Origin of the sequence: Promicromonospora sukumoe (assembly GCF_014137995.1) — a bacterium.
In the GTDB taxonomy this organism is placed as follows: domain Bacteria; phylum Actinomycetota; class Actinomycetes; order Actinomycetales; family Cellulomonadaceae; genus Promicromonospora; species Promicromonospora sukumoe.
The window spans coordinates 408,806-421,352 of sequence record NZ_JACGWV010000002.1; the positions used below are offsets into that span (position 1 = coordinate 408,806).

Genomic DNA, 12,547 nt, shown 5'->3' on the forward strand with positions numbered 1-12,547 from the left:
GCGCCGGGCCCGGCGGCCCGCCGCCGGGAACGCACCCGGTCTCACACCGGGCTCACTCCCGGGGGAACACGTGCGAGAGGTCCGTCTCCCACCCGTCCAGGGCCCCGGCGGGGAGCTGCCAGACGTACTCGTTCTTCAGCTTGCCGCTGTCCGTGGCGAAGGGTCCGGTGCGGTGGGCGTAGAACGCGATGGTGGGCAGGGTGCCGTCGGGCGCGGTGCGCACGCCGTTGTTGAAGTCGCCGTTGCGGCGGCGCAGCTCGGTGGTGACGTAGGTGCGGAACCGGTCCTGGTCCAGGGTGCCGTCCTGCGTCGCGGCGGCGCTGAGCTGCAGCGCGATGTGGAGCTGGCGGTCGCCGCGGCCGTCCTCGTAGCTGATCAGGCGGTGGTTCTCGATCGCCTCCAGCAGCTCGGGGTCGCCGTGCACGACGTCGCGCAGGGCGTCGGGCCCGATGACGGCGCCGTTGTAGTCGACGGACATGTCGGAGCGCCCGTAGTGGAACAGCAGCGGCAGGTCGAGGAACTTCTCGGCCACGACCGTGTGGTGGCCGAGCTCCTTGAGCACCGGCAGCACGTCGCGCACGCGCGCCACGTGGCCGCGGTCGTGGATGTTGTACCGGACGCGGGGGTTGATGTTCCGGTCGCGGGCGATGGTGACGACGAGCTCGCCGTCGTCGTTGGTCTCCAGGAGGTAGTCGAACGGGTTGAACTGGAAGATCATCGGCAGCACGCCGTACTCGCCGGTCCTGGTCAGCCGCTCGGACAGGCGCGGGTCGGCGCTGATGGCGCGGCGCAGGGCGACGGTGAAGTCGGTCTCGATGCTGAGGTTGATCTCCAGGTCGCTGGCCCCGTACGAGCCGAAGACGCTGTGCGCGTACTTGAGGATGTGCGAGCGCATGTTCTCGCTGATGCCCTCGCCGCCGAACGCCGCGACGATGTCGTAGGCGGCCCAGTCCAGCCGGTCGTCCTCGAACAGGGACTTCAGGAACGGCGGGTAGCTGGTGATGATGTAGGTGTAGTCGGTCCCGAACTCCCGCATCGTGGCGATGATCTTGTCCTTGTCGGGACCGCAGGACTTGATCATCGTGACCTCGGTGAGCGAGGCCGTGACGTTCATGCCGGTGGCCCACGCCCCCAGCGAGAACGCGTTCAGCACGAAGGGCTTCTTGCGCAGGGACGACGCCGTCCGCGCGAAGCCGACCTGGAGGAGCTGACGGGTGGCGGCGCGCTCCTCGCTGCCGCGCACCCAGCTCGTGGGGGTCCCGGAGCTCCCGGAGGACTCGTCAACGACGACGCCGCGGCGCGGCAGCGCTCCCCCGATGCACCGCTCGGAGATGCTCCACCGCTTGACGTAGGACTCCTTGTCCATCTCCGGGATGCCCCGGAACGTCTCGGCGAGCGAGCCCGTGCGGCGCAGCCGGCTGTCCCGGCCGTGCTCGGCGAGGAACGCGCGGTAGGCGGGCACCTCCCGGGCCGCGAGGTCGAAGGTGCGCCAGGCGCGCAGCCGGCCGAGCCACCAGCGCAGCGGCTCGATGCCGGGCCCGAGCAGCAGCTTGTGCGTGTGCACGCTGTACGTCAGGGGGCGGACGACGGCGTCCACCAGGGCCACGAGGGTGAAGGCGAGGGCACGTCTCATCGGTCGGCTCCCAGCAGCATCGAGGTGGCCGGACGGCGGTGCGCCACCGGCGGGGTCTTGCTGTAGCCGAACCGGAACAGCATCCAGGCCATCCGGTCGCCGCTCTCGTCGGCGTCGACCTCGTCGGCGAACGCGCGGTGCGAGCCCGGGTTGGTGATCACGGTGCCGAAGGGGTGCAGCCGCACGCCGTGGGCGGTGAGCTCGAGCCACAGGCGCATGAACGTGCGGCCGGCCTCGATGTGGTCGGCGGGCCGCGCGAACGGGCCCTCCAGCCAGCCGAGCTGCCGCACGCCGCGCATCGTGTTCAGGTACATGGCGCGGATCGCCCCGCCGATCACGGGCGCGTCCCACAGGCCGCGGTGGCTCATCGCGAACCGGAGCAGGCCGCCGGGCATGAGCATGGCCTCGGCGCTCAGGCCGTCGGCCCGGGTGCGGGCGTCGTCCTTGCTGAACCGCAGCCAGGTCATGATCTCCTCGTACACCGCGTCGTTGCGCAGGTCGGAGAACAGCGTCGCCTGGTTGATGTGCACCAGCCGGCGCACGACGGCGCGGTCGGCGGTGGTGCGGAACGTGTGGCCGGCGCTGTCTGCGACGTCGGCCGCGGCGGCCACGACGTCGTCGGGCACCAGGCGGGCGTCGTACGGGCGGCGCGACGTCTGACGGGACCGGAAGAGCTCCAGCCGCCTGCGGGCGTCGTCGGACACCGGGAGCGGGACGAGACGCACCGTGCCCAGGCCGTGCAGGCGGCTGGTGCCGGAGAAGTCCATCTCACCGTGGTCGATGCTCTCCTCGACCCCGTACCCGAGCCCCTCGGCGACGGTGCGGAGCGACTCCAGGAAGACGCCGGCGCAGACGTGCCCGAACGGGATGCCGAACGACTCCGCAGGCAGCCCCAGGTCGAGGTCGTAGTAGAGCTCGGCGGTGGACTCGTCCACGGGGCGCAGCTTGATGGGCTGGGAGTTGTGCGGGGACGGGTAGTGCCGGGCGTCCTCGACGATGCTCGGCCACGGCTCGGTGTGCGACACGACCGCAACCTAGCCCGAGCCACCCACACGCCGACCTGAAAGACGTCAAAGCGTTACCCACCCCAAATGTTGAGTGCGGGATATTCGCCCTTCCGGACGCTCCGGAAGGGCGAATATCCCGCACTCAACGAACTAGGTCAGTGGCGGTCGCGGTAGACCTGGACCACCGTCGGGCGCGGGCCGCGGAAGTCGCCCGCCTCCGGGCGGACGCCGGCGGCGACGTAGTCCGGGAAGAACGAGTCCGGCGCCTCGAAGCTGCCGTTCTCGCCCGGGTGCTGCACGTTCACGTAGACCATGCCGTCGCGGGAGTCGACGAGCGGCCCGCAGGTCTCCGCGCCCGCGGGCACCGAGAGGAACTGCTGCACGTGCCCGCGCTCGCGGCCCGAGACCGGCACCTTGAACAGGCCGTCGCACTTCGCGATCGCCGACGAGCTGGGCTGGCCGTCCGTCGAGATCCAGAGGTTGCCCTCGGCGTCGAACGCCAGGTTGTCGGGGCACGAGATGGGCGAGACCCGGTCCTTCGGGTAGCCCGAAAAGTACGTGCCCTCGACGGCGGGGTCGCCCGCGACCAGCAGCAGGTTCCACGTGAACCGCGTGGAGGTCTGGTCGCCGGACGGGATGATCTCGACCACGTGGCCGTCCCGGTTGCCGTTGGTGGTCACGCCGCCGACGACCTTGTGGGTGCGCGGGTGGACTCCGTGGCGCCCTCGATCGCGTTGCCCGGGGTACGGCCCGAGTTGTTGGTGCACGCCACGTAGATGCGGCCCGTGACCGGGCTGATCTCGACGTCCTCCGGGCGGTCCATCTTGGTGCCGCCCACCTTGTCCGCGGCGAGGCGCGTGTAGACCAGCACCTCCTCGACGGACATGCCGGGCACCTTGCTGCGGCCGTTCTCGACGAGCGGGAGCCAGACGCCGGTGCCGTCGAAGGAGCCGTCGGACGGGACCGCGCCCGAGCCGTCGATCTGCGACGCCGGCGAGTCGCCCGTGAACTTGGCGACGAACAGGTCGCCCTCGGACAGGAGCGTCTTGTTGTGGGTGCGCGCCCAGCGGGAGTCGCCCTTGGCCACGCGGTCCTTCGAGACGAACTTGTAGACGTAGTCGAACGCCTGGTCGTCGCCCATGTACGCGACAGCGTGGCCCTTGCGGGACAGCGTGACGTTGGCGCCCTCGTGCTTGAACCGGCCCATCGCGGTGTGCTTGACGGGCTTGGCCGTGGGGTCGTACGGGTCGAGCTCGACGATCCAGCCGAAGCGGTTGGCCTCGTTCTCGTAGCCCGCGGACTGCGCGAAGCGCGGCTCGTCGGCCTCCCAGCCGTAGCTGGTGGAGGTACCGATGCCGTAGCGGGCGTCGGCGGTCGGGTTGACCCCGGCGGCCACGAAGTAGCCGTTGAAGTTCTCCTCGCCCGACAGGACGGTGCCCCACGGCGTGGTGCCGCCGGCGCAGTTGTTCATGGTGCCCAGCACGCGGCGGCCGGTGCGGTCCGCCGCCGTCTTGAGCAGGTCCGAGCCGGCGGCCGGGCCGTCGAGCACGAACTCGGTGTCCAGGTGGATGCGGCGGTTCAGCACGCTGATGCGCTGGTAGTCCCACGGCTTGCCGGTGCCCCGGCGGCGCACCTCGACGACGGCCATGCCGTGCGCCGCCCGCTCGATCGCGCGGGAGTAGGCGTTCTTGGTGCGGCTGCCGTCCGCGGCGGTGTCCCAGTACTTCGCGGTGGGCGGGAACATGATCTCGGGGTTGGTGTACTCGAGGTTCGAGACCAGGATGCCGCGCGTCCCGCGGTGCTTCTCGCCGGGGCGGATCGGGAGGATGTCCAGGTAGTCGCAGTTGTAGCCGAACTGCTTGGCCTGCTGCTCCGGCGACTGGTTGTTCGGGTCGAAGGTGCGGCCGCCCGGCAGGATCGGGTCGCCCCAGCGGATGATCGGGTCCCAGGTGTAGCCCTCGGGGACCACCAGCGCGTCGACGTCGACGGGCTGCGGGTCGATGGCGCCGAAGGACAGGCCCTTGCTGTGCCCGCCGCCGGGGAACCGGCCCTCGGGCAGGGGCGCTGCGGCGGCCGACGGCGCGTCGGCGGTGCCCTGCGCTCCGATCACCACGGCACCGGCGGCGACCGCCATGGTGCCGAGCATGGCGCGGCGCGACAGCACCGAGCTCACGACGTCCTTGAAGTACTCGTTGGCGCTCTCGTTCGGCGCGGGGTGGAGGCAGGCGTCATTGCACTTGAGGCGACAGGTGACGGGGCTGCGCTTGCCACGCGCATGCGTGTGCACCGTCAGCAGCGGGCGGTTCTCAGGGGCGATCGTCATCGGAGGCTCTCCGGTCCGAAAAGGGGGGTAGGACGTCGCCAACCTAGGAGCAGGCGATGTCCCGCCCACCAAAGGTCAGGTACGCGCGGGTGAACGGCAGGTGTCCAGGAGGGGCTGGCTTCCGGCTGGCTCCGGGCCAGCGTCGACTTCGGTCCTCTGCATCGAGACCGGTCCAACGATGGACCGGTCTCGATGCAGAAGACCGAAGTCATTTACTCCGCGGCCCGCGGCAGCCCGCGGGTGGCTAGGCGACCAGCGCGCGGCTCGTGACGTGGCGCCAGCCCTCCGCGCGGAGCAGCTGCTCCGCGCCGCGCGACCGCAGGCCCCGCTCGCACACGACGAGCACGGGCAGGTCGACCGGGTGGTCCAGCAGCTCGGGCGGGAAGGTCCCGGCCGCGAGGTCCTCCAGCCGCGCGTACACCGCGCCGGGTACGGCCCCGGGCCGCAGCCCGACGTCGAGCACCAGCACCCCGTCCTCGCCCGACGTCGTCCCGGCGGGCTCGGCCGACGGCGTCGCCGGGAGTTCGGCGGACGTCGTCCCGGTGGCCTCCGCGGACGGCGTCCCCAGGAGTTCGGCCGACGTCGTCCCAGCGGACTCGGCGGACGTCGTCGGCACGGCCCCGCCCGGCGTCAAGGCCTCGCCCGGCATCGCGACGTCGGACAACGCAGTCTCGGGCGCGACCTCGGACGGCGGCGCCGCCAGCTCGATCGTGTCCCAGCCGGAGGTGCGCGCGTCGTAGGCGAGCAGCCGGCCCAGCGCCGGGTCGCCCGTGCCGGTCAGGACCTTGACGGCCTCGACCGCCATGGTCGAGCCCACCACACCGCACGCCGGGCTGAGCACGCCGACCGTCGCGCAGGACTCCCCCTCGGGCGGCTGCGGGCCGAAGACGTCGGGGTAGGTGATCGCGCGGCCGTCCGGCGCGGCCGACCAGAACACGCTGACCTGCCCGTCCCAGCCCAGCACGGTGCCCCAGACGACGGGGAGGCCCAGCCCCGCGGCGGCGTCGGACACGGTGTAGCGCGTCTCGAACGTGTCCGAGCCGTCGACCACCAGGTGGTAACCGCCGAGGATCGCGGCGGCGTTCTCGCGGGTCAGCCGCTCGCGGTGGGCGACCACCTCGACGTCGGGGGCCAGCCCGCGCAGCGTGTCGGCGGCGGAGTCCGGCTTGGCGCGTCCGACGTCGGCCGCGGAGTGGAGCACCTGGCGCTGCAGGTTGGAGGCGTCCACGACGTCGTCGTCGATGATGCCGAGCGTGCCCACCCCGGCCGCCGCGAGGTACTGGAGCACGGGCGAGCCGAGGCCGCCCGCGCCGACCACGACGACGCGCGACGCGGCGAGGCGCTCCTGCGCCGCCAGGCCGAAGCCGTCGAGCAGGAGGTGCCGCGCGGTCCGACGGCGCTCGGCGGGCCCGAGCCCGCGTGCGGGGGTGACGAACGGCTCCATCACGTCATTCCACCACCTCGAAGGGGGCCGGCGCACCCATCTCCTTTGAGACCTAAGTTTCTTCGCTTTGCGTCGCCCCAAAGCGAAGAAACTTAGGTCTCAAAGGAGATCAGCACCCGCCCGAAAAACGCGTCAGGACTTGCGCTTGCGGATCTCCGCCGCAGCCTGCGGCAGCACGTCGGCGAGCTGGCCGACGACGGCGAAGTCGCAGATCTCGAAGATCGGCGCCTCCGGGTCGCTGTTCACGGCGACGATCACCTGGGACGCCTGCATGCCGCCCCGGTGGTGCGGCGCGCCGGAGATGCCCGCGCCGATGTAGACGCGCGGGGCGATCGTCACGCCGGTCTGCCCCACGTACGAGTCCCACCAGCCCTCGAACGCCGCGTCTCGCGAGGCGCCGACGGCCGCGCCGAGCGCGTCCGCGAGGTCCTCCACGGGGCCGAAGTCGCCGTCGGTACCCCGTCCGCCCGCGACCACGACGGCCGCCTGGTCCAGCGGCGGACGGCCGCTCGTGTCGGTCTTCACCTCGCGGGACAGCAGCGTCACCGACGACGCCGGCACCTCGACGGCGTAGCCCTCGGTCACGGGCCCGACGGCGGCCGGCGCGGGCTGCGCGACGGCGGAGTTGGCCCGCACCGTCACCACCGCGACGTCGGCGGTCACGGCGCACTCGGTGTCCCACGAGCCCGCGAAGACGCGCTTGCCGGCCACGACATGGCCGTGCACGTCGCGCAGCGAGGATGCGTCGATGACCAGGCCCGCGCCCAGGTCGTGGGCGGCGAGCGCGGCGGCCTCCTTGGCGGCGAACGACGTGGGCAGCAGCACCACGTCGGCGTCCGTCAGGCGGACGGCGGCCGCGAGCGCCGCGGCGACGACGGCGGGCAGGTGCCGCTCGTCCCCGCTCACGCAGCTCCCGTCACGGGCGGGCTCGGCCTGGTGCACGGTCTCGATGCCGTAGGCGCCGAGCTGCGCCAGCACCTCGACGGTGGGGGCCTCCAGGGTGACCGCCTCGACGCGGCCGAGGCCGCGCGCGATGGTGAGCAGCTCCAGCGTGCTGGTGCGGACCTCGGTCGCGGGGTCGAGCAGGACCAGGACGGTGCGGTTCGTCATCGTTTCTCTCAGACCAGGTCGTTGCGGATCAGGAAGTCGGCCAGCGCCACGCCGCCCTCGCCCTTGTCGGTGACGAGCTCCACCTCGGGCCGCTCGGGGCGCGGGGCCGCCGTCAGGGTCTCGGTGCGGGCGCCCGCGCTGCCGGCCGCGGCGGGGTCGAGGCCGAGGTCGGCCGGGGACCACACCTCGATGACCTTGCTGCGGGCCGCCATGATCAGCTTGAAGCCGGGGAAGCGGGGCTGGTTGGCGCCGTCCGTCACGGACAGGAGCGCGGGCAGCGGCGCGGCCAGCGACTCGGTGACGTCGTCGATCTCGCGCGTGATCGTGAGCACGCGCTGCCCTGAGCCGTCCGGGTCGGCGAGCGAGACCTTCTTGGCGAGGTTCAGGGTGGGCAGGCCGAGCTCGGCGCCGAGCAGCGTCGGGACCACGGAGCCCAGGCCGTCCAGGGCGGCCATGCCGGTCACCACGAGGTCGACGGGCGCCTCGTCGCCGAGCCGGCGGACGGCGGCGGCGAGCACCGCGGCGGTGCCGAAGTAGTCGGAGCCGGCCAGGGCGTCGTCGGACACGCGGATGCCGCGGTCCACGCCGAGCTGGAACGCCTTGCGCAGCGCGAGGTCGCCGTCGGGCCCGGCCATGGTGACCACGACCACCTCGCCCTCGTCCGGCCCGACGCGCCCGGAGGCGCGCTCGGCCTCGACGAGCTGCAGGGCCGCCTCGATCGCGTTCTCGTCCAGCTCGTTGAGGGTGCCCTCGCCGGCGGTGCGCACGACGCGGCCCTCGGAGAAGCCGCGCTCCGTGTTGATGTCCGGGACGTACTTGGCGGTGACCACGATGCGCATGGGGTAACCGTACGACGTCGGGCGGCGTGGGACGGATCGGGTCCACGAGCGGGCCTGAGACGATGGGGCATATGGCCCAGTCACGACGTGCAGAACCGCAGCGAGCGCCGGGCGACCCGGTCCCCCGCCCGGTGGTCCGTCCACTCATCCGGCCGACCGCCCGGCGCAGCCACGTGCCACCGCTGGGCGTGTACGTCACGCCCGGCGGCGGCATCGACGCGGCCGTGCTGGCGTCCCACGCGACCGCGGTGGACCTGTGCCTGATCGACGTGACCGACCCGGCGCTGGACGAGCACGACCCGGCCCGGTACACCGAGCGGCGGTTCGAGATGGTGGGTCCGGTGTACGGCGTGTGGCACACGCACGTGCCGGACGTCGCGCAGGGCCAGCGCTACGGCTTCCGCGTGTACGGGCCGTGGGAGCCGAAGGCGGGGATGCGGCACAACCCGGCGAAGCTGCTCGCCGACCCGTACGCCCGCGGGTTCGCGGGCCGGCTGCGGTACGGGCCCGAGGTCGTGGGTTCGGTGAGCACGGAGCGCGAGGACGGCTGGTGGCTCGGCGACCCGTACGGCCCGCCGGACGCGGCCGACTCCCTGGCGTACGTGCCGCACTCCGTCGTCGTCGGGCCGCTGCCGCCGCCCCCGCCGCTGACCCGGCCGCGCGTGCCGTGGGCGGACACCGTGGTCTACGAGGCGCACGTGCGCGGGCTGACGATGCTGCGCGAGGACATCCCGGAGGAGCTGCGGGGCACGTACGCGGGGGCGGCGCACCCTGCCGTCGTCGAGCACCTGAAGAGCCTGGGTGTCACCACGCTGGAGCTGCTGCCGATCCACAAGAGCGTGGCGGAGCCGCGGCTGGCGGCGCACGGGCTGACGAACTACTGGGGCTACAGCACGCTGGGCTTCTTCGCGCCCAACGCGGCGTACGCGACGCGGGCCGCGCAGGAGCAGGGCGCCGAGGCCGTGCTCGACGAGGTGCGCGGCATGGTGCACCTGCTGCACGAGGCGGGCATCGAGGTGCTGCTCGACGTGGTCTACAACCACACGTGCGAGGGCGGCGACGACAGCCTGCACCTGTCCTGGCGCGGCCTCGACAACCCGGTCTACTACCTGCACGACGGCGCCTCGCCGGCCGCGCTCGCGGACGTGACGGGCACGGGCAACTCGCTGGACTTCCGGCGGCCGCGCGTGATCCAGCTCGCCCTGGACTCGCTGCGCTACTGGGCGCAGGCGGTGGGCGTGGACGGGTACCGGTTCGACCTGGCGGTGACGCTGGGCCGCGGCAACGCCGGGTTCGACCCGGACCACCCGTTCCTGGTGGCGCTGCAGACGGACCCGGTGCTCTCGGGCCTCAAGCTGGTCATGGAGCCGTGGGACGTGGGGCCGGGCGGCTGGCAGACGGGCTCGTTCCCGCCGCCGATGGCGGAGTGGAACGACCGGTTCCGGGACGCGGCGCGCGGGTTCTGGCTGGACGCGCCCAAGCAGGGCGTGCGCGGGCAGGAGATGCGCGGCCTGCGGGACCTGGCGACCCGCCTCGCGGGGAGCGCGGACCTGTTCGGACCGGGCGACCCGCCGCTGGTGCGCGGGCCCGTGGCGTCGGTCAACTACGTGACGGCGCACGACGGCTTCACGCTCGCCGACCTGGTCGCCTACGACTACAAGCACAACGAGGCGAACGGTGAGGACAACCGCGACGGGTCGGACAACAACTCGTCGTGGAACCACGGGCTGGAGGGGCACACGACGTCGGGCGACGACGCCACCACGGAGCCGTGGCAGGCGATCGTGCCGCCGCGCCGCAAGTCGCAGCGCAACCTGCTGGGCACCCTGCTGCTTGCGGCGGGCACGCCCATGCTGACCGCGGGCGACGAGCTGGGCCGCACCCAGGGCGGCAACAGCAACGCCTACGTGCACGACAACGAGACGTCGTGGATCCGGTGGGCCGTGGACGACGCCGGCAACGACCTGCTGGAGACCACGCGCTACCTGCTGGCGCTGCGGCGCGAGCACCCGGCGCTGCGCGCGGACTCGTTCTACCTCGGCGCTCCCCGGCCGCACGAGACGGACACGGACCTGCTCTGGTACGCGGAGACGGGTGCGCCCATGGAGGTGGACACCTGGAACCAGCCGGGGCGGCGGGTGCTGCAGATGCTGCGGCCCGGGCCCGCGGCGGGCGACGCCGACGTGCTGCTGGTGATCAACGGCGGCCTGGACGACGTCGAGATGACGCTGCCGCCGCGCGACGGGGCCGCGCCGTGGGAGCTGGTCTGGGACTCGGCGTGGGACGCGCCCGTGGTGCCCGACGACGAGACCGGCCCCCGGACGTCGGTGACCCTGGAGGCGCTGAACATCAACGTGCTGCTGTCGCGCGGGGACCGTCCTGGCTAAGGTGCGCACATGACTGACTCCGTCCACAACAACGACGTTGCCACCACGGGGAACACCGACGTGATCGTCATCGGCGCGGGCCTGTCCGGGCTCGTGACCGCCACCGAGCTGACGGCCGCGGGCAAGCGCGTGGTCCTGCTCGACCAGGAGCCGGCCGCCTCGCTGGGCGGCCAGGCCTGGTGGTCCTTCGGCGGGCTGTTCCTGGTCGGCTCCCCTGAGCAGCGCCGGCTCAAGGTGCGCGACTCCGCCGAGCTCGCGTTCTCCGACTGGCTCGGTTCGGCGCAGTTCGATCCCGGCGCCGAGCGCGGCGAGGGCCCGGACCGGTTCGGCTACCGGTGGGCCAAGGGCTTCGTCGAGTTCGCCGCGGGTGACCTGCGGCCCTGGCTGCACGCCAAGGGCGTGCGCTGGTTCCCGCTGGTGCAGTGGGCGGAGCGCGGCGGCTACCCCGCCGGCGGGCACGGCAACTCGGTACCGCGCTTCCACGTCACGTGGGGCACCGGCCCGGCCGTCGTCGAGCCGTTCGTCGCCGCGGCGCACGCCGCGAACAAGGCGGGCCTGCTCGACCTGCGCTTCCGGCACCGGGTCACCTCCCTGGTCGTCACCGACGGCCGCGTCACCGGCGTGCGCGCCGAGATCCTGGCCGACGACGACGCCGGCCGCGGCGAACCCTCCAGCCGCGCGGTGACCGGCGAGGTGGAGCTGTCCGCCCAGGCCGTCGTGATCGCGAGCGGCGGCATCGGCGCGAACCACGACCTGGCGCGCGCCCGCTGGTCCGCCGACGCCGGGAGCCTCCCCGGGCGGATGCTCTCGGGCGTGCCGGACTCCACGGACGGGCTCATGCTGGGCGTCGCCGCCGACTCCGGCGCGGCGCTGGTGCACGAGGACCGCATGTGGCACTACCCCGAGGGCATCGCCAACCACTCGCCGGTGTGGACGCAGCACGGCATCCGCATCCTGCCCGGCCCGTCGTCGCTGTGGCTCGACGCCGACGGCAACCGGCTGCCCGGGCCCCTGTTCCCGGGCTTCGACGCGCTTGGCGCGCTGCAGCACGTGACCACACGGGGCGACGACCACTCCTGGTTCGTGCTGAACAAGACGATCATGGAGAAGGAGTTCGCGCTGTCGGGCTCCGAGCAGAACCCCGACCTGACCGGCAAGTCCGTGCCGCTGCTCCTGGAGCGGGTCCGGGGCCGGTCGGTGCCGGTGCGGACCTTCGCGGAGCAGTCGGACGAGTTCCTCTGGGCCGACACCCCGGCCGAGCTGGCCGCGAAGATGAACGCGCTGACCGCCGCGACGCCCGGGTCGCGGGGGTCCGTCGACGGGGAGGCCCTGGCGGCGCTGGTCGCGGCCCGCGACGCGCAGGTCGCCACGGGTCTGGGCAAGGACCCGCAGGTCGTGGCGACGGCGGCCGCGCGGCACTTCATCGTGGACAAGGCCATCCGGGTCTCCCCGCCGCGCGCGCTCACCGACCCGCAGGACGGGCCGCTGCTCGCCGTGCGCCTCTCCGTGCTGACCCGCAAGACGCTGGGCGGCCTGTGGTGCGACGAGACCGGCCGGGCGCTGACGCCCGACGGCGACGTGCTGGAGGGCCTGTGGGCCGTGGGCGAGGCCGCGGGCTTCGGCGGCGGCGGCGCGCACGGGCACCGCGCGCTGGAGGGCACGTTCCTGGGCGGCTGCCTCTTCACGGGCCGCACGACGGGGCGGGCGCTGGCTGCTGCTCTGTAGCCGGGTGAGGGGTAGGGACTGAGCGGGCACTCATCAGGCCGGAGGCGACCGTTACCCCGGGGGTTACGGTCGCCTGCGG

The 12,547-nt window shown here is 73.0% G+C and carries 7 protein-coding genes and 1 pseudogene; 2 read left to right on the forward strand and 6 right to left on the reverse strand.

The genetic code is table 11. The annotated features are described in order from the left end of the window. Positions 1-52: 52 nt before the first annotated feature. The 6 genes and pseudogenes from FHX71_RS19025 to FHX71_RS19050 all read right to left on the reverse strand — a co-directional run bounded on the left by FHX71_RS19025 (position 53) and on the right by FHX71_RS19050 (position 8,356). The gene (locus tag FHX71_RS19025; protein WP_220490203.1) at positions 53-1,633 is read right to left on the reverse strand and encodes a phenylacetate--CoA ligase family protein; all 1,581 of its coding nucleotides are present in this window, start codon (positions 1,631-1,633) and stop codon (positions 53-55) included. Beyond that, complete coding sequence (locus FHX71_RS19030; RefSeq protein ID WP_182619057.1) at positions 1,630-2,658, reverse strand: hypothetical protein; 1,029 nt, start codon at positions 2,656-2,658, stop codon at positions 1,630-1,632. The genes FHX71_RS19025 and FHX71_RS19030 overlap by 4 nt, the downstream gene beginning before the upstream one ends. A 137-nt stretch (positions 2,659-2,795) precedes the next feature. Continuing rightward, positions 2,796-4,963, reverse strand: a pseudogene (locus FHX71_RS19035) (PhoX family protein). A 244-nt stretch (positions 4,964-5,207) separates the two neighbouring features. Next, on the reverse strand, positions 5,208-6,407 hold the full coding sequence (locus tag FHX71_RS19040) for a HesA/MoeB/ThiF family protein (protein WP_182619058.1): 1,200 nt from the start codon (positions 6,405-6,407) through the stop codon (positions 5,208-5,210). Positions 6,408-6,539: 132 nt separating this feature from the next. Beyond that, complete coding sequence (locus tag FHX71_RS19045; protein ID WP_182619059.1) at positions 6,540-7,517, reverse strand: electron transfer flavoprotein subunit alpha/FixB family protein; 978 nt, start codon at positions 7,515-7,517, stop codon at positions 6,540-6,542. 8 nt (positions 7,518-7,525) lie between these two features. Then, a complete protein-coding gene (locus FHX71_RS19050; protein ID WP_182619060.1) occupies positions 7,526-8,356 on the reverse strand; it encodes an electron transfer flavoprotein subunit beta/FixA family protein in 831 nt (276 codons plus the stop codon). Positions 8,357-8,427: 71 nt separating this feature from the next. Here FHX71_RS19050 and glgX point away from each other — a divergent pair, with 71 nt between their 5' ends. Together glgX and FHX71_RS19060 are read left to right on the forward strand one after the other, a co-directional pair. Further along, positions 8,428-10,743, forward strand: a complete 2,316-nt coding sequence (gene glgX, locus FHX71_RS19055) for a glycogen debranching protein GlgX (protein WP_182619061.1) — start codon at positions 8,428-8,430, stop codon at positions 10,741-10,743. A gap of 9 nt (positions 10,744-10,752) precedes the next feature. After that, complete coding sequence (locus FHX71_RS19060; protein WP_182619062.1) at positions 10,753-12,468, forward strand: FAD-binding dehydrogenase; 1,716 nt, start codon at positions 10,753-10,755, stop codon at positions 12,466-12,468. Positions 12,469-12,547 lie beyond the last annotated feature (79 nt).

Coding starts and splice junctions, on each gene's coding strand:
- FHX71_RS19050 (WP_182619060.1), bottom strand. CDS start 8,356: ATGCGCATCGTGGTCACCGCCAAGTACGTCCCGGACATCAACACGGAG.
- FHX71_RS19040 (WP_182619058.1), bottom strand. CDS start 6,407: ATGGAGCCGTTCGTCACCCCCGCACGCGGGCTCGGGCCCGCCGAGCGC.
- FHX71_RS19025 (WP_220490203.1), bottom strand. CDS start 1,633: ATGAGACGTGCCCTCGCCTTCACCCTCGTGGCCCTGGTGGACGCCGTC.
- glgX (WP_182619061.1), top strand. CDS start 8,428: ATGGCCCAGTCACGACGTGCAGAACCGCAGCGAGCGCCGGGCGACCCG.
- FHX71_RS19060 (WP_182619062.1), top strand. CDS start 10,753: ATGACTGACTCCGTCCACAACAACGACGTTGCCACCACGGGGAACACC.
- FHX71_RS19045 (WP_182619059.1), bottom strand. CDS start 7,517: ATGACGAACCGCACCGTCCTGGTCCTGCTCGACCCCGCGACCGAGGTC.